Origin of the sequence: Hymenobacter sp. B81 (genome assembly GCF_044628455.1) — a bacterium.
Classification (GTDB): Bacteria; Bacteroidota; Bacteroidia; order Cytophagales; family Hymenobacteraceae; genus Solirubrum.
The window spans coordinates 1244341-1262711 of sequence record NZ_JBIYZW010000002.1; the positions used below are offsets into that span (position 1 = coordinate 1244341).

The window sequence follows — 18371 nt, forward strand, 5'->3', positions numbered from 1 at the left end:
GGTGCCAAGCACACAAGAAGCCCCGGCAGTTTCCGCTGCCCGGGCTTCTTGTGTGGCTCACTGGCGTAGCGGGGCTACTGCGACAAGCTGTAGCGCAGCTGCAGGCCGCCCTCGGAGGTGATGTTGCGGAACGAGCCGCTCACGCGGGGCTCCGACACGTTGCGGGTAAAGAAGAACTGCAGGTTCAGGCGCTGGTTCACCATGTAGTCGATGGTGGGGCGCAGCTGCACCTGGCGGTTGCCGTTGGTTTCGCGCTGCTCGGGTGTACCGGGGCGGCCGGCAGTGGTCGAGGTAGGCTCCTCCACATCCAGGATGCTGCGCTGCACGGTGGAGTTGTCGCGCACCGACAGGTCGAGGCGCACGTTCAACTCGTTGCGCAGCACCCGCTGCTCGCCCCCGATGCGGAAGGGAATGCGGAAGCGGTTGGTGGTGTAGCCGATGCCGATGGTGATGCTCTTGGAGCGCTGCTCGGTAATCTGGGCGTTGGTCGTGTTCAGCACTACCTGGCGCTCCAGCGAGTAGTCGGCGCGGCCGTTGAACTTCTCGGTGGTCTGGAAGTTCACGCCCACCAGCGGGGCCATGCGCTCCACGATGCTCACCTGGTTCACCACATAATACGGGATGAACTGCCCGTCGCGGTTGGTTTCCTCGGCCAGGCCCTGCGGCTCCGAGACGTACTGCGAAGCCGTGGTGTAGTTGATGATGCGGTAGTCGGAGGAGTAGGCGTGGGTGAGCGACACCGAGCGGAAGTACTGCTGCACCAGGGGCAGCTCGCTCAGGCCGTTGTAGTCGATGCGCCAGTTGGGCAGCGGAATCACGGCGAAAGGGTTGAAGCGCTTGGCCTTGTAGCCCGCCGACGAGCGGCCCTGGTAGGCGTCGAGGAAGGCGGGCACCAGCACGTCCTGCGAGTTGTAGCCGTACACGCCGGTGCGGGTATTGGCCGACTGCAACCGGCTGCGCACGATGTCGCGGTTGCGCACGAACTCGTTGAAGGCCGCCGACTCCTTGGCGTCGTTCCAGTCGCCAAACAGGGTTTGCAGCGAGAAGAACGACGAGCTGAACGAGCCCGAGCCCAGCGGCAGCTGCGGCGCCAGGCGCCGGTCGGGGAAGGGCGCTAGCGTGCTGGAGTCGACCGACAGGCGGTAGAACACCTCGCGGTTGCGCACTTTCTGGCGGCGGGCGTCGATTTGGATGTTGAAGCTGCGGAAGGGCTCCAGAGCGGTGCGCAGGTTCAGGTTTTCGGTTTCGAGCGAGCTGAGCGGCGTGTTCAACAGGTCGCTGCGGCCGGTGTACCATTCGTTGCGGCTGGCGCGGTCGTAGAGGGTGCTCAGGCTGTACTGCTCGCCCAGGATGAAAGGAATGCCCGGGGCGTTGAAGTCATCGTCGAGGCCGAAAAAGCGGGTTTTGGGCAGGTAGCCCGGCAGCAGCGTACCGGCCGTGTTGGTGTAGGTAAAGTTCAGCGAGCGGGCCGTCATCAACGAGCGCAGCACAGCCTTGAGCACCCGCAACTCGGGCTTGCGGGCCGAGTCGGGCTGGGCGTTGGCGGCGGCATCGGCGGCGGCATTGCCGCGCAGCCCACCCGCGGCCGGGCGGCCCTGGCGCAGGCGGTCCATGGCGCTGCCCTGCGCCGGCTTCTGGCCGGGCGGCGGGGCGTTGTTGATGATGTTGAGGAAGCGCACCTTGTTGTAAAGCTTCACCAGGTCGATGCGGCCGTTCACGCTGAGGTCGCGGTTGTTCTGGATGGTGTTGCCCAGGTTCACCGCCGTGGTGGTCGTGTCGGTAAAGTCGCCGGGAATCAGCGGGGCGGGGGCGCGAATGGCCGTCGAAGCCGCCTGCCAGGTGTAGTTGGCCGCGTAGCGGGTGTCGGCGCTCAGCCAGTCGGTGAGCGGAAACTTGTCGAGCGGCAGGCGGTAGGTAAGGGCAATGGTCTGGTTGAAGTTGGTGGTGCGCCCGCCGCGCTGCAGGTTGCGCTTGATGGCCGCCCGGTTCTGCTGGGCCACGAGGTCGTCGCCGATGGTGGGACCGGGGCCCTCGTCCACGCTGCTGCGGTTGGTGGCGGTGTAGTCCAGAATCAGGCTCTTCGTCAAATCCCACTTCAGGTCGTAGATGCGGTTAATGAAGAAGCTTTTCTGGAACACGCCCGGAATGTTGCCGCGCTCGGGCACCTGGCCCGGCACCAGGGTGCGCTGCAGGTACCGCTCGTTGTAGCGGCGGTCCAGGTCGGCGCGGAAGGCGAAGCGCGAGGGCAGGGGCGTGAAGTTGAGCTCCTGCAGGAACTTCAGGTAAGGCGAGTTCAGCGCCTGCACCTTGCTCAGCGGCTCGAAGCTCTTGGGCGTGGGCTGGTAGGTGTAAGCCAGCGCGCCGGTGTAGGTGCGCGTGAACTCGCGGTCGGTGCGGATGTCGGTGTACAGGCGCTCGGTGAGCGAGTAGCTCAGAGCCAGGTTCTCGGGGTCGTAGGGCTTGGGCTTGCGGTCGGGGTTGGCCGTGGGCGAGCGTTCCTTGCGCACGTTCAGCAAACTGATGGAGCGGCTGCGAATCTGGGTGGTGACCTCGCGGCGGTAGTTGCGGCGCTCCTCGTCGGTCTCGAACTTCTGCAGCGACTGGTCGAGGCGGGTGTCGGGGTCGAGCGGGTCGTAGCGCGGCGAGCGGCTTTCCTGGCCGGCCTGCAGCAGCATGGGCACGCGCAGGTTCAGCTTCTCGGGCAGGAATTTCTCGGCGGCAATGGCCGCGTTGACGTCGCCGCGGGCCACGTTTTCGAGCGAGCGTTGCGAGGGTTTGTCCTGAATCGAGCCGAAGCCAATGGAGGTGAACGAGCCGGTGGCCGTCACGTTGGCCACGTCGGCCAGCTTGGTGTTGAAGCGCGCCGTGGCGGCCCAGCCCGAGGTCTGGTCGAAGTCCTTTACGCGCAGCTCGTTGGCCCAGAGGCACACCGACTTGCTCGGGCCGCCGCCCCCGCCGAAGTCCAGCGGGTTCTGCACGCCAATCATGGCGCCCTGCACCGCGCTCAGGTCGGGGTTGCCCACCACCGTGATGGTGGCGCCGTTGGGCATGTTCACCACGAAGGGCAGCAGCAGGCTGGCGCGGGCCGCGTTGCGGCGGGCCTTCGCGTCGATGAAGTCCTGCAGGGCCAGGTCAATTTCGTTTTCCTCGGGCCAGATGTCGCGTTGGGTCAAGCCCGAGCCGGCCCGGGTCATTTTCAGCGGCAGCGAGTACTCGTAGTAGTTCTGGGTGTAGTCGGTGCCCAGGCGAATGAAGCCGCGCACCTCGTAGTCCTGCACGTTGCTTTCGCTTTCGGCGTGCAGAAACAGCTTCAGGCGCTTGTAGCGCAGCATGTCCAGGTTCACGTTCTTGTAGGCGGCCTTGGAGTAGCCGTCCACCAGCCCGTCCACGCACAGGCGCAGCGACTGTTCGTTCTGGCGGCGGTTCACCGTGCTCGAGCCATATTCCCGGTCGCGCTGGATTCCCGGGGGCTCCAGGTAGGGAATGGCGTCGCTGCTGCCGGCGGTCAGGCCGTTTTCCTCCACGCTCACCGTCGACACGGCGAAGGCGTCGGCGTCGGTGATGCCGATGCCCTGGGTGCCCGACTGGGCCAGCACGCCCAGGTAGCGGCGCCACTGGTTGGCAATGAACTGGAACTGCAGCATGCGCAGCACCACCGGCTCCTGCCAGCCCGTGAGGTACATGCGCATGAAGCGGATGGACTTGAAGCCGAACTCCTGGTTGTTGTTGCCCACGATGCCCGAGGGCGTGCGGATGGGAATGCGGAACTGGTACCACGATACCTCGTCGCCGTTCACCGTGTTGGTCACCTTGTCGATGACGTAGTTCTCGCCCACCCGCAGCTGGCCGGCCTGCAGGGGCACGCGGTACTCGTAGTAGCGCTCGGTGTCGCTGATAACGTTGTCGCGGTTCAGATCTTCCTTGTCGGGGAAGGCCGTGGAGCTTTGGGTGCCGCTCTCGCGCGAGTTGCCTTCCAGCCCGTTGAAGTCCTTGTAGCGGCCCAGAATCTTCACGTTGGCCTGGGTGTACGACTCGTCGAGGTGGTGGCGAAAGTCGTCGGCGGCGGGGTCGGGCAGGCTGGCGTAGGTGGGCAGGCTCTGGAAAAACTGCTGCTCCTCGGTCGAGGTCTTGCCGTCGAGGCCCACATCCTGGCGGGCGCGGCCGCCGGGCACGGTGCTGAAGGCGTCGGTGAGAAACTGCTGGCGCGGGGCCACGCCGAAGGGCGTTTCGCGGGTAATAGGCGGGGCCGAGGGGTCTTCGCTGCCGTCGGGCAGGCCGTTTTCAAACTCGTACACGCCGTCCTTGAGCGCGTCTTCCGATACCGAACCCAGGTTGAAGATCAGCTCCCCACCGCTGGTGTTGGGGCGGGCCGGGTTCTGCGAGTCGTCGATAACGTTTTGGCCCGTCACCCGGCTCTGAATGAAGGGGTCCATCATCCAGAACTCCAGGTACTCCACGTTGGCGTTGTCGAAATCGGTGTCGAAGGTGATTTCGCGCGAGATGCCGCCGTAGTTGTTGCGGTTGCTGAGCAGGTTGCCCGGGTTCAGCAACCGCCCGTCGGGCGACACGCTGGGGTTGAAGTTGTAGGGACCCCGCTCGTTGGGGAAGTAGGCAATGTCGAAGGTGTTCTCGTAGCTGTTGCCCAGCGCGCCGTTGTCGCGGTTGGGGAACACCTCGTTGCGCGGCACGCCGCGGGTGTAGTGGTTTTTCAGCGAGGCATCGTCGAGGCCGATGTTGCTGGGCTTGCTCGGGCCGCTGGTGTAGTAGGTTTGGTCGACGGTGTACCAGGCCAGCTTGGCGCGGCGGTAGTTGGCGGCCAGGCCCTGCTGAGTGCCACCAATCGGCAGCGGCGTACTGGCCAGCCGCCACGTCGACGACGAGGCCAGGCCGCCGAGCGAGTAGGGCGTGCGGGCGTTTTCGAAGTCGTCGAGGTACGACACGCCGTCTTCGCCGCGGCCCAGCTTGGAGCGGCCCGGCAGCAGCTGGGCAAACTCCCCGCTGAACGCCACCGACGAAGGCGCCTTGGTGTTCACGAAGGGCAGCATGTCGAGGTACTTGGTCAGCACCCGCGAGTCGCGGCGCAAACTCACGTCCAGGCCGTACACGGTGTTGTTGCCCGGCTCCTCGCCCAGGTTCACGCGGTTGATGCCCGGCGCCTGGTTTTCGAGCAGATGCAGCACCGTGCCGCCGAAGTTGATGTCGTCGGAGAGCTTGTAGTCGAGGCGGGTGCCCACCAGGCGGCGCGGCAGCACCTGCACCACGGCGTCGCGCTCGAACTGCACGCGCAGCTCGGCGGCCGAGCTCAGGTAGCTCTGGTTCAGGATTTTTACCTTGGCCTGGTCGTAGTACACCTGGTAGTCGGTGCCCTCCTGCAGCAGGGTTGAGCCCGAGTACACGCGCACCGAGCCCTCGGGTACCCGGATGCCGGGCAAAGTAATTTCGTCGGTAGCAGTAGCGGCGTAGCGGCCTTTCAGGAAGAACTTGTCTTTCTCCTGCACCTGGGCCGCGTCGCTCTGCACCAGGTTGTAGAGCTCCTGGTACACGTACTTCTGCTTGAGCGTGGTGTCGGCCTGGGCCAGGCGGGCGCGCAGGTAGCTGCCGTAGGGCTCCACCACCGGGAAAATCACGCGGCCCAGCTCGGGGTCGATGGTCAGGCCGGGCAGAAAGTCGAAGTTGCCGTCGGAGGGCCGGTCGTTGTTGGGGTTGACGTTGTCGAGGTTGAACACCTGCGTCAGCGGCAGGTTGGCAATGTCGCCGCCTTCCTTCAGCGAGAGCAGGTCCACGCCCGTCGCGTCGTCCTTGTACACGATGTCGAGCTGAAACTGGTCGCGGCTGAGCTGGGTGGCGTTCAGCGGGTACACGTTCTTCATCATCAGGTCGAACACCGGCAGGTTGCGGGTGCTCAGCCGCGGGTTCAGCGGGTTTTCGGCCGGGTCGGCCAAGCCCACGCCGGGGTTGGTGGCGCGCAGCAGTTTGAGGTAGATGACCTCGTTCTCGCGCACGTTGGCGTAGTCGTCGACCAGCTCGCCAATCTTGTAGGTGCGCCCGTTGAAAATGTACTCGCAGGAAATGGCCAGCACCTGCTCGGGCAGCAGCGGCGTGTTCAGCGAGAGGTAGCCCAGCTGGGGGTTGAACTTGTACTCGCGCGGGTCGAGCTTGCGGGCCCGCACGCGTTCGTAGTCGATGGTTTTCTCCAGCTGCAGCGTGTTCTGCAGGAAGTTGTCGACCTGCAGCTCGTCGCGGCGGTCGGCGGGCGTGGGGGCGGGGCGGGCCGGCAGAATGCTTTCAAACAGCGTATTCACGCCGTTGGCCGCGGGCGTGCGTGCCGTCGAGAGGGGTTTGGCGAAGCGGCCCCGGTAAAGGCGCGTAGGCTCGGCCAAATCCTGCAGGGCCACCACGTTGCGCAGGTTTTCGGTGGTGCGGTTGTCGTTGGTGATATACACCTCCAGGCGGCGCACTTCAATGCCACTCTGCACCGTGGGCAGGTTGCGCAGCACGCCGTCGTACCGGTCGCGGAAAAACTGCGAGAGGAAGAAGTGGCGGTTGGCCTCGTACTGCGAGGCCTTGATTTCGAAGTTGCGGCTCTGGGAGCCGTTCTGCACCCGGATTTCGTCGGCGGTGCCGCGCAGGGTGGCGGCCACGCTGGTCACGGCCAGCTTGCCGAACTGCATCTGCACCTTGGCGCCGAACAAATTCTGCCCGCCCTGAATCAGCGAGTTGTTCAGCGGCAAGCTCACGTTGCCCACCTCCACGTCGCGGATGATGTCGGTGTCGTAGCCGGTGAAGTCGGCCTTGATCTGGTTTTCGAAGTCGAAGGCCGCCCGCGTGTCGTAGTTGAAGAGAATCTTCAGCTTGTCGCCGATCTGCCCGGTCAGGTTCAGGTTGAAGTTCTGCTGAAACTGAAAGTCACCGTTGCGGCGCTGGCGCAGCGTCAGGGTGGGGTTGTCGTTGAAGTTCTGGCGCCAGCCCAGCATCACCGTCACCGCGCCGTTGGGGCGGATGTCGATGAAGTCGCCGCCGAAAATGCGGCCCAGGGTGGGCGAGAGGTACATTTTGGGCACCAGGCGCCGGGCCGCGGCCGTGCCGCCCTCGCCCGCAATGCTGCCCTCCGACTTGGTGCGGAAGTAGTTGCGCACGGCCTGTTGCTGCTGCAGGCGCTGAAACTCGGCGTAGCTGAGGCGGGCCGGGTCGCGGTAGTCCAGCTCGGGGCCGATGTTTTCCTCCACGTCCACGAAGTCGAGCGAGTCGCCCAGCGTTACCTGGCGCTGCACGTTGCTGGGCAGGGGCAGAATCAGCGGGGAGCGGCGGCGCTCCGACAGAAAGTTGCCGGGCCGGTCCTGGGGCGCCACGCGGGGCCGGCGGCTGGGCCGGTAGCGCGCCGTGTCGCCGGCCGCGGGCCGAATGGTATCGGGCGGGGCCAGCAGCCACGGCCGCGTGGGGCCCGACTCCAGCCAGCTCCAGAGCTGCGAAAAGGCGAAAGCGCGACTGCCGCCGGCCGGTTCAGCCTGCGACCACCAGGCCAGCAGCGACGCCGTAACGACGGAGAGGGCGGTGAAGGACTTCTTACCGGATTTCAAGAAACGAGAGCGTAAAGGGCGGGCAGCAGCAAGAAGCTAGTTTGACTTAAGAGCAAATTTAATTAATTCCTCCACGCTCAATTCCTGGCCATGGCGGTGCTGAATCTGGTCCAGAGTCTTCTCGGCGGCGGCGCGGGCAAAGCCCAGCGTCACCAGGGCGGCTAACGCTTCCGAGCGGTTGGTATTGTGCTGCTTGGCCAGCGGCACCACTTCCACGCCGGCCTTGGCCAGCAGCTCGTCCTTGCGCAGCCGGTCGCGCAAATCCAGCACAATGCGCTGCGCCGTCTTCGGCCCCACGCCCTTGATGGCCTGAATCGAGCGCACGTCTTCCTGAATGATGGCCTGGCGGATTTCGCCCACCGACATCGACGACACGATGACGATGCCCGTGCCCGGCCCAATGCCCGACACCGAAATCAGGTGCATAAACAGGGCCTTTTCGTTGGGGTCGAGGAAGCCGTAGAGCGTTTGCCCGTCTTCCTTCACGTGGTGGTAGGTGTAGAGCTTGGCCCGCTCGCCCTCGGCCGGCAGCTTGGAGTAGGTGGCCAGCGAAATGCGGACTTCGTAGCCCACGCCGTTCACGTCGAGAATGGCTTGCGCGTGGTCTTTATAGGCGAGCTTGGCGTCGAGGTAGGCAATCATGGATTGAGGTCTTGGGAACTGAGGATCTAGGGGACTTGGCTGCTTGGCGGTCGGGCCCGCGCCAAGTCAGTGGGGGTAATAGAGCCAACAGTAAACTCCGCCGTATTTATCCCCGAAAATAACTTTTTCCGCCCGAAGACCGGCTGCAAAAAACCGCGCCTATATAGCGCCAAACGCTTTTTTTAGGCTTGGGGCTTAGCGTTTCGAAACCCTAAGCCCCCAAGCTCCCACTACAGCGGCTGGTTGTAGGTTTGCGCGTCGACCACGGCAATGGCGGTCATGTTCACGATGTCGCGCACGCTCGCGCCGAGCTGCAGAATGTGCACCGGCTTGCGCATGCCCATCAGCACCGGGCCGATGACCTCGGCCCCGCCGATTTCCTGCAGCACCTTATAGGCGATGTTGCCCGAGGTGAGGCCGGGGAAAATAAGCGTGTTGGCGCCTTTTTCGGCCAGCTCGGAGAAGGGGTAATGCTCGCGCAGCAGCCCGCGGTTCAGGGCCGTGTTGGCCTGCATCTCGCCGTCCAGAATCAAATCGGGGAAGCGGCGCTTGGCCAGCTCGGTGGCGCGGCGCATCTTGTCGGGCAGCGGGCCCTGGTTCGAGCCGAAGTTGGAGTAGCTCAGCACCGCAATGCGCGGCTCGGTGTCGAAAAAGCGCACGGCCCGGGCCGTCAGCCCGATGATGTCGACCAGCTGCTCGGCCGTGGGGTCGATGTTGACGGTGGTGTCGGAAAAGAAGAACGGGCCCTTGCGGTGCAGGATGATGTACATGCCCGCGGCGCGCTGCACGCCGTCTTCCACCCCAATGATTTGCAGCGAAGGCACGATGCTCTTGCCGTAGTCCTTGGTAAGGCCGGTGATGTAGGCGTCGGCCTCGCCGCTGTCGAGCATCATGGCCCCGAAGAAGTTCCGCTCGCGCATCAGGCGCTTGCCCTCGTAGAGCGTCATGCCCTTGCGCTGGCGCTTGCGAAACAGCAGCTCGGCGTACTCGTCGCGCTTCTGGTCTTCCTTCAGGATGTCGATAATCTGGCAGTCGTCGAGGTCGAGGTTGTTCTGGCGGGCAATCTGCTCGATTTTCTCGCGGTTGCCCAGCAGAATGGGCTGGGCAATGCCCTCGTCGCACACGATCTGCGCGGCCTTGAGGATTTTGTAGTTGTCGGCCTCGGGAAACACCACGCGCTTGGGCGCCGAGCGGGCCCGGGAGGTGATGCGGTTCATCAGCTTCTGGTTGACGCCCAGGCGCGAGCGAAGCTCGTCCTCGTAGGCCGTCCAGTCGTTGATGGGGTGCTTGGCCACGCCGCTTTCCATGGCCGCCTTGGCCACGGCCGGGCTCACGGTGGTAATCAGGCGCGGGTCGAGCGGCTTGGGAATCAGGTAGGCGCGCCCGAAGGCCAGGGTGTTGTCGCCGTAGGCCTTGTTGACGATGTCGGGCACCGGCTCCTTGGCCAGCTCGGCCAGGGCGTGCACCGCCGCCAGCTTCATGGCCTCGTTAATCTCCGTGGCCCGCACGTCGAGGGCCCCGCGGAAGATGTAGGGGAAGCCCAGCACGTTGTTGACCTGGTTGGGGTGGTCGGAGCGCCCGGTAGCCATGATCAAATCTTCGCGGGTGGCCATGGCCACTTCGTAGGCAATTTCCGGGTCGGGGTTGGCCAGGGCAAACACGATGGGGTCCTTGGCCATGCGCAGCAGCAGCTCGGCGGGCAGCACGTTGGCGGCCGAAAGACCCAGGAATACGTCGGCGCCTTCCATGGCCTCGGCCAGCGAGGTCACGGGGCGGTGGGTGGCAAACTGCAGCTGCAGCGGGGCCAGGTCGGTGCGCTGCTCGTTGATGACGCCGTCCTTGTCGAAGACCACCACGTTTTCGCGTTTCAGGCCCAGCTCCAGGTACAGGCGCAGGCAGCTGATGGCCGCCGCGCCGGCGCCGCTGACGACGAGCTGAATCTGGTCGATTTTCTTGCCCACCACTTCCAGCGCGTTCAGCAGGGCCGCCGACGAGATGATGGCCGTGCCGTGCTGGTCGTCGTGCATGAGCGGAATGTTCATCTGCTCGCGCAGCGCCGTCTCGATGCGGAAGCACTCGGGGGCCTTAATGTCTTCGAGGTTGATGCCGCCGAAGGTGGGCTCCAGGGCCTTTACCACCCGAATGAACTCGTCGGGGTCGTTGGCGTCGATTTCGATGTCGAAGCAGTCGATGCCGGCGAACTTCTTGAACAACACGCCCTTGCCTTCCATCACGGGCTTGGAGGCGGCGGGGCCGATGTTGCCCAGGCCCAGCACCGCGGTGCCGTTGCTGATGACGGCTACCAGGTTGCCCTTGGCGGTGTACTTGTAGACGTCCTCGGGGTTCTTGGCTATTTCCTTGCAGGGCTCGGCCACGCCCGGCGAGTAGGCCAGTGCCAGGTCGATCTGGGTGCTGACGGGCTTGGTGGGCACGACTTCGATTTTGCCCGGGGGATTCTGCGAGTGGTAGTTAAGCGCCTCTTCCTTATTGATCTTCAGCATGGGTGGCAGTGGGTGCAAACAAACAAACGGCCGCGTCGGGGCGCGGCCGTTAAGCAAGTTGGGGCGAAAAAAAAGGAAATGAAAGCCCAACGCGGATTGAAGGGCAGCGGGGCCGGGGCGCCGGAATTTTTCGCAGAGTATAGCCAGCCCTGAAAGATGCAATCCGGCGAGGGAAGTGCCGGCCCTACCTTCTATTCCAGTCACGCTGTGGCTGGCGGGCCGGCACGGGGCGGGTCCGCGACTGCACCAAACCCGTTGCGCTATGAAGAAACCCCCACTTCTGTCAACCACGCTGGCTGCCCTGCTGGGGGTGGTGTTATCGGCTCAAGCCCAGACCCAGTTGGTCGACCTGAGCAGCTTTTCCAGCCAGCCGCGCTACTTCATGACGGCGTGGCTGCACGATGCAGCCGGCAATCAATACCGAGTGGGGCACGAGCTGGTGGCCGGGCAGGCCACCAACACGCTGGTGATTCAGAAAGCCGACGCGGCCAACAACGACTTGTTTCGCGACGACAGTGGCTTCGGCTCCGACACCCGGTTTATCGGGGCCGTGCTGGACAACTTCGGGAATGTGCGCACCGCGGCCCGGGTGATGGGGCCCGTCAATTACTTTGGTATTCCCTTCACGCCGCCCCCCGGTTCCCCTGGGCCCGAAAACCCCGATTTTCACGTGCCGCGCAAAGCGGCAGCCCTGATGTGTCACGGCGACTTGTCCCGGGAGTCGCCAAACAACTGCCTGGGCCCCGGTTCCGACTTCTGGGGATTCGGACTGCCAAAGGCCATCGACCAGCCCGTGACGCTGCGCGGCTACGACCTGATGCCCGCCCAGCTGTACACCGTAGTAGCCAGTGAATTTGTCGGGGCAGTAGGGCCGCTGACGGCCGTGCCCAACCGGCAATCGGCCGCCATAGCGGGCCACCGCTTCATCAGTCCGTACGGCACGTGGTGGCTGCGCCTGGCCAGCGAACAGCTGCGCCTGCCCGACCACTACGCTGTGTCGCTCGACCCGACCGGCGCAGCCTACGTTACAGCCTCCTTCCGCAACGCCATTCAGGTAGGCCAGGTTACCTACAACCGCGCCGGGGTCAACAGCGCCGTCATTGTACTGGAACACTCCGGGGCGGTGCGGCGGGTCGATATTCTGCCCGGCGTGGTGACGCAGAGCGTGCAGGCCGCTCCCGAGCAGCCCGGGGCCTACTACGTAGTGGGCCGCAGTGCCAGCCTCTTTCCTTTTTTCTGGCTGGGCGGCACCCCGCTCAATGGGCAGCAGGACTTCTGGCTGCGCACCGACCCAAGCGGCACCGTGCAGTATGCGCAGCAGCCCTACGCCCCGCTGTTCAGCTCCGCCGATATTCTGAGCATCAAAACGGATCCAGGGGGTAACGTTTATCAGGTGCTGCGCTGCCGGCGTGCCACCGGATTCGGGCCCATCACCCTGCCCGACCCGGGTGGGGTGTACGTGGTGGCGGCTTGCTATACGCCCGCCGGCAAGCTGCGCTGGGTGCGCACCGGCACGGCCGGCAGCGGTGCGCTCATCCCGCAGAGCTTCACCGTCGATGCCCCCGATCAACTCAGTGTAGTGGTGGATACCCCACCCGGCTCGCTGCTGCGGTTTAGCCCGGCCCAGCTTACCACCCGGCCCGGAGTGCCCGGCAACACCCTGCTCTACGGGGCCACCCTAGGCACACCGCCGCTGGTTGCCAGCGTGGTGCGGCGCATTACGGCCGGCACGGTCACCTTCACTTTTACCGGCCTCAATCTGAGCGGGGCCCAGCAAGCCTGGGTAGGCGGCCGGCCGCTCAGCAACGTGACCGTCGACGCCAATGGTACCCGCCTCACGGGCACGACCCCGCCCGGGCTGGCATCGTACGGTTACGGCGTGGTAGAAACGCCGGCCGGGTTCGGCGCTTCACCCACGCCGGCCTCGGCCCCCGGTCCCAATAACCCGGGCCGCGCCACTACGCCCGACCACTTTGGGGAGCCAGCACTGACGGCTTATCCTACTGTTTCGGAGGGTTGGGTGAGAGTTAGCGGGGCAGTGTCGGTCGAAATTACGCAGGTGCGGGTGGAGCTGGCAGATATGCTCGGGCGGGTGCAGCGGACCAGTACGCTGCCCACTGCCGGCGCTTGGCTCGACGGGGAAATAAGCACTCGGGACCTGGCGCCCGGGCCCTACCTGCTACGGGTGCACAATGGCGGCGCGCGGCCAACCCAACTGCGCGTTGAGGTGAAGTAAGCTTCAGCGTCGAGGCGGCACTAGGAATTGGTGATAGTCGTCGGGGGCAAAATGCAGGCGCCCCTCCCCAACCGAACTGGTGGGGGAGGGGCGCCTGACGCTTGTCAGAAGAAGGCTATTCTACCGAAAGGTTTTCGAAGCTGCCGCCGAGCGTAACGCGGCAGCGCAGCTGATTGGCCCGGGTGCGCACCGAGTCGGTAGGGTCGCTCACGTCGGGCAGGCGCACCTCGTAGCTACCACTGACCAGGCGGCGGGTGGCGTCGTAGGCGGTGATGCGTACCTGACCTTCGAGCTCGGAAAAGCTGCTGGCGTAGTAGCTGCCCGAGGTGCCACTGTCGGTTACCCGGTAGTTGTAGCCGTAGCCGACGGTGGCGGCGGGGCGGCTGTCGGAGGCCGAGCGCAGGGTGTAGGTTCCCAGCAAGTCGGCTCCCAGGCGCGAGCGGTCTACACTCAGGGCCAGGCCTTCGCGCCGGTCAAGGGTGTTGAACTGCAAGTGCAGGCCGTCGGCGTTCAGGCTGCTATGGCCGCGCAGATCCGGCGTCGGGTAGCTCACACCGCTGAATACGGTGGTGCCGGGGTAGTAAAACGAGCGCGACAGGTTGAAATCGGCCGCGGGAGCGGACTGGGGCTGCGGAGTTGCTTCGGGCTGGTCGTCGCAGGAGGCGGTGGTAAAGCCCAGAACAGCGGCCAGCAGGAGCAGAGGAAAGGTTTTCATATCGGATGAGGTTTGGCGGCGCCATTGCCAACGCAATGCCAGCCCGCTTGCCTTCCACGCAGCAACCGATGAAAAATTCGAAAGGTGCTGATTTTCAGTTCACACAAAACATGTGATTGACTCGCGGGCTGCTGGGTGTTATGGCCGAAGAAAATGCGACCAGCTAGGGTACCTGGCCGGTCGCCCTGCCGAGCCAACAGAACGTCATGCTGAGCCCCGGGCGAAGCATTTCTCCCGCTTCACCTGGCATTCCTCTCTTTGGAGGGTGCCGTGGAAGGTTTCGAGAAGCTTGGTTACGCCGACCTACGGGTAGACTTCGCGGACGCCGGATAAAGCATGGTCGTTCTGCTGGCTCCGCGTTCGGCCCGAAGCTGACCTAAACAATTCGGCCAAAACAATCCGAAATTGTTTGAGCCGAATTGTTTAGGTCAGCGTTTGGGGAATGGTATCGGGCAATGGGGCTGGCTGCAGCCTATCTGGCCTAGCTGGCTACTACCAGTTTCTGGCCGGGTTTCACCTCATCCGATTTGAGGTTGTTGAGCTTGCGCAATTGCTCCACCGTCAGGCCCTGGTAGCGGCGCGAGATGTTGTAGAGCGTATCGCCGGGCTGCACCACGTGCACGCGCTGCAGGGCGGGCAGATTCGTCCGCGGCTTGGGCCGGGCCGCGGCCTGAGTTGTAGCCTTGGGTTCCGGTTCCCCGGCTTCCGCGGTCAACTCGGGAGCGGTGAGGCGCAGCTTCTGGCCGGGCGTCACGATTTCCGATTTCAACTGATTCCAGGCCACGAGCTGCTCCACCGATACGCCCTGCTCGCGGGCCAGCTTGGTGAGGTAGTCGCCCCGGCGAACCACGTACTCGGTAGCGGCTGCCACCTGCGTTTGGGCCTGGGCCGCAACTGCATCGGCGGAATTATCGGCGGCTGCCGGATTGCGCTCGGCCACCGCCGCGGCCGATTGCGGGGCGCTGGCTACTTCGGGCTTGGATTCCGCCAGTGCCGGGGCCGGGACAGTGGGTTGCTCGGCGGCCGGTTTAGCTACCGCCGCCGTGACGGGCCGTTTGGTGACTTTGACGCCCATTTCAGCGGGCGTGCGCGGGGCAGCGGCCACGGCCGGCGCCGCTACGGGCCGGGTGGCTACGGCCTGACCGGTAGTGGTGCCCTCTTTGGCCGGCAGGAATACCACCAGCTTTTGCTGCGGCCGCAGGGCCCGACCCTTGGGCAGGTTGTTCCAGCGGCGCAGTTGGCTCTGGCTCACGCCGTACCAGCTGGCCAGCTCGGCCAGCGACTGGCCCCGGCGCACGGTGTGCACCTTGCGCTGGGTGCGCGGCGCCTCATCGTTGCGGGCCGGCGGTGCCGCGTTCGTCGAAGAAGCCAGCAGCGGAACTGCTTCAAAACCCGCCAGGCGGGGCGGCAGCGGCCGAATGGGCTGGGGCAGGGTAGCCGCCGGGCGGCAGTAATCGAACAGGGTGGCGCGGTCTACTTCGCGCAGCAGCGGGCGGGCCGTGGCCGGAAACTGCACGGCGTAGGGGCGGTAGCCGGCCGGCAGGTAATGCTTGCGCAGCTCGGGGTTCAGGCGCAGCAGGGCCGCCGAATCGAGCCCGCAGGCCTGGCTCAGGCGGGTTACGTCGAAGGCGCGGCCGCCCAGGTGCAGGGTATCCAGCGGCTCGGCGTACTGGTAGCGCAGCTCGGGCGAGTGTAGCTGGTGCTGCTGGGCGTACTTCATGGCGTACATAATGGCCGTGAAGCTGGGCACGTAGTTGCGCGTTTCCTTGGGCATGTGCGGATACATCTCCCAGAAGTTGCGCTTGCCGGTGCGCCGCATCACGCGCTGCACGTTGCCGCCGCCCCAGTTGTAGGCCGCCAGCACCAGCTCCCAGTCGTGAAACATGCCGTAGAGGTAGCGCAGGTGCTTGCAGGCCGCCTCGGTCGACTTCTCCGGGTCCATGCGCTCGTCCACCCACTCGTCGCGGCGCAGGCGCAGGTCGCCGGCGGTGGGGCCCATAAACTGCCACAGGCCGGTAGCCCCCACCCGCGACTTGGCCGTGGGAATCAGCGCCGACTCGACTACGGCCAGGTACTTCAGGTCCTGGGGCAGGCCGTACTTGGCCAAGTACTTCTCAAACAGCGGGAAGTACAGGTTTTCGCGCTCCAGCACGCGCTGCAGGTAGCCGCGGTTGCGCTGCGTGAAGTAGGTCACGTGCGCCATCACGGTGTTGTTGAACGTGTGGGGCACGTCCGTCTCGAAGCAGCCAATCCGGTCGCAGACCAAGTCGCTGAGCTTGGGCGCTTCCATCAGCCAAGCCAGGCGCACCGAGTCGATTTCCACCGGCTCGGCCACCAGCGAATCGGGCTGCAGCTCGAGCTGCACCTGTACCGTGTCGACCAGTTCGCCTCCCGGCTGTACCGTGGGCGGAAGTTGCGTCTGAGCCGCGGCGGGGCGGGCAAAGGCAGCTGCCAACAACAGCAAAGCGGAAGCGCGAATCGGTCGTTTCATGCCAGGCTAGGGGGTGGGGACGGAAACCGGGACGTTTTCGGACACGTGTTTGGCAAAGGCCAGCAGCTCGGCTTCGCGGAACGCACCGGCCATTACCTGCAGCCCGATGGGCAGGCCATCCTGGTCCTGGCCCACGGGTAGCGAAATGGCCGGAACCCCGGCCAGCGAAGCCTGAACCGTGAAGATATCAGCCAGATACATAGCCAGCGCATCCTTGGTGTTTTCGCCGATGCGGAACGCCGTGGTGGGCGTGGTGGGTAGAATCAGGAAGTCGTACTGGCGCAGCAGCTCGTCGGTTTGCTCCTTGATGAGGCGCCGCACGCGCTGGGCCTTGGTGTAGTAGGCATCGTAGTAGTCGGCCGACAGCACGAAGGTGCCCAGCAGAATGCGCCGCTGCACCTCGGGGCCGAAGCCCTGGCTGCGGCTTTTCTTGTAGAGCGACTCCAGGTCGGTGGCATCGGCGGCGCGGTAGCCGTACTTCACCCCGTCGAAGCGGCCCAGGTTGGAGCTGGCCTCCGCCGTGGTCAGGATGTAGTAGGTGGGCACCATGTAGTCGAGGTAGGGAAAGTCCACGGCCTCCACCACGTGGCCCTGGCCGCGCAGCTGCTCAATCACGTTTTCGGTGGCCTGGCGAATGTCGGCGGCCAGGCCCGGGCGCTCCAGCGTGTCGCGGATGTAGCCCACGCGGTAGTGTGGCTGGGGCTCGAGCAGCTGGCTGTAGGCCGGTACGGGCTCCTGGCTCACGGTGGCGTCGAACTCGTCGGGGCCGGCCATGACTTCCAGCAGCAGGGCCGCGTCGTCCACCGAGCGGGTGAGCGGGCCAATCTGGTCGAACGACGAGGCGTAGGCCACCAGGCCGTAGCGCGACACGCGCGAGTAGGTTGGCTTCAGGCCCACGATGCCGCAGAATGCCGCCGGCTGGCGCACCGAGCCGCCGGTGTCGGAGCCGATGGAGGCCAGGCACAGGTCGGCCTGCACCGCCACGGCCGAGCCGCCCGACGAGCCGCCCGACACGCGCTCGGGGTCGAGCTCGTTGCGCACGGGGCCGAAGTAGGAGGTTTCGTTGGAGGCGCCCATGGCAAACTCGTCGCAGTTCTGCCGCCCAATCAGGATGGCGTCTTCGTCAATGAGGCGCTGCACGGCCGTGCCGGTGAAGAGCGACTTGAAGCCGTCGAGGATGTGGCTGCTCGACTGCAGGGCGTGGCCCTGGTAGGCCAGCACGTCCTTCAGCCCGATGACCATGCCGGCCAGCTTGCCGGCGGTGCCGGCCGCCAGCTTGGCGTCCACGGCCTCGGCCTGCTGGCGGGCCTCGTCGGCCCACACCTCCAGGAAGGCGTTCAGGTGCGGCTTGCGGGCAATGTTATCCAGGTAATACTCCACGAGCTGGCGGCAGGTGAGAGTACCGGCCGCCAGCTCGTGGCGAACTTCCGTGAGGGAGTTGAAGCGTCTCAAGGGAGCGTGGGTTAGATCAAGTGGTCGGATGCTTGTCGTCGGAAGCGGGAACGTGGGGCAGGCCGGCGGGCGTCACCGTGGGCTGCTCGGGAGCTGCTACCGGGGCTTCGGGCTGGTCGAGCGCGGTGGGCTGGTAGGCTACCGGGGCGGGCGGGGCCGGCTGGTAGCCCGGCTGCTGATAGCCGGTAGGCGGTTGCTGGTAGCCCGGGTGCGGCGCCGGGCGCTGCGGGTCGGGGGAGGTGCCGGCGTTTTCAATTTCGCTGCGAATCTCGCGCGAGGCATCCTTGAACTCGCGGATGCCCTTGCCCAGGCCGCGGGCCAGCTCGGGAATCTTGTTGGCCCCGAAGAAAATCAGGATGACGACCATGATGAGCATAATCTCACCCCCGCCCAGGTCGCCTAGAAACAGCAAAAATGGCGTTTGCATGGCAGTAACGGGAAGATTAAGCGCGGGGCGGCTGCGGGTTGTTGTCGCGGTACTCCGGCTTGGAGTCCTTGGAGGCATCCTTGAACTCGCGGATACCCTGGCCCATGCCCCGGAACAGCTCCGGAATGCGTTTGGCGCCGAACAGCAGAATGATGGCGAGAACAATCAGCAGTACTTCCGTAGTGCCAAGGCCGCCTATGAGCAAAAACATCGGTTGCATGAGGTCGAATGAAAGTTGCGGGTAAAGGAAGGCGTACGAATGCGCCGGCCATCGGGATTGTAAAGGTACCCCATAATTTCTAAATGCCCGGGCCCGAAACCGCCTTCTGC

9 protein-coding genes are annotated in these 18371 nt (G+C 65.1%); 1 reads left to right on the forward strand and 8 read right to left on the reverse strand.

Going from position 1 to position 18371, the window contains the following annotated elements; translation table 11 throughout:
* Window positions 1-74: 74 nt before the first annotated feature.
* From sprA to ACE191_RS16515, 3 genes are all read right to left on the reverse strand, one after another.
* On the reverse strand, window positions 75-7577 hold the full coding sequence (sprA, locus tag ACE191_RS16505; protein WP_400193341.1) for a cell surface protein SprA: 7503 nt from the start codon (window positions 7575-7577) through the stop codon (window positions 75-77).
* Window positions 7578-7613: 36 nt separating this feature from the next.
* Entirely contained in the window at window positions 7614-8219 is a 606-nt protein-coding gene (ruvA, locus tag ACE191_RS16510) for a Holliday junction branch migration protein RuvA (protein ID WP_400193342.1), read from the reverse strand.
* Window positions 8220-8449: 230 nt separating this feature from the next.
* Window positions 8450-10720, reverse strand: a complete 2271-nt coding sequence (locus ACE191_RS16515; RefSeq protein ID WP_400193343.1) for an NADP-dependent malic enzyme — start codon at window positions 10718-10720, stop codon at window positions 8450-8452.
* A 262-nt stretch (window positions 10721-10982) separates the two neighbouring features.
* Between ACE191_RS16515 and ACE191_RS16520 the strand changes: the two genes are divergently transcribed.
* Window positions 10983-12956, forward strand: coding sequence for a hypothetical protein (locus ACE191_RS16520; RefSeq protein ID WP_400193344.1), 1974 nt, complete (start codon window positions 10983-10985; stop codon window positions 12954-12956).
* A 115-nt stretch (window positions 12957-13071) separates the two neighbouring features.
* Here ACE191_RS16520 and ACE191_RS16525 read toward each other — a convergent pair whose 3' ends face one another.
* From ACE191_RS16525 to ACE191_RS16545, 5 genes are all read right to left on the reverse strand, one after another.
* Window positions 13072-13671: a hypothetical protein gene (locus tag ACE191_RS16525; protein WP_400193345.1), complete on the reverse strand. Its 600-nt coding sequence runs from the start codon at window positions 13669-13671 to the stop codon at window positions 13072-13074.
* A 481-nt stretch (window positions 13672-14152) separates the two neighbouring features.
* The gene (locus ACE191_RS16530; protein ID WP_400193346.1) at window positions 14153-16162 is read right to left on the reverse strand and encodes a LysM peptidoglycan-binding domain-containing protein; all 2010 of its coding nucleotides are present in this window, start codon (window positions 16160-16162) and stop codon (window positions 14153-14155) included.
* Between the two features lie 6 nt (window positions 16163-16168).
* Window positions 16169-17614, reverse strand: a complete 1446-nt coding sequence (gene gatA, locus ACE191_RS16535) for an Asp-tRNA(Asn)/Glu-tRNA(Gln) amidotransferase subunit GatA (protein WP_400193347.1) — start codon at window positions 17612-17614, stop codon at window positions 16169-16171.
* A 16-nt stretch (window positions 17615-17630) separates the two neighbouring features.
* Complete coding sequence (tatA, locus tag ACE191_RS16540; protein WP_400193348.1) at window positions 17631-18041, reverse strand: twin-arginine translocase TatA/TatE family subunit; 411 nt, start codon at window positions 18039-18041, stop codon at window positions 17631-17633.
* Window positions 18042-18057: 16 nt separating this feature from the next.
* A complete protein-coding gene (locus ACE191_RS16545) occupies window positions 18058-18252 on the reverse strand; it encodes a twin-arginine translocase TatA/TatE family subunit (RefSeq protein WP_400193349.1) in 195 nt (64 codons plus the stop codon).
* Window positions 18253-18371: the final 119 nt, after the last annotated feature.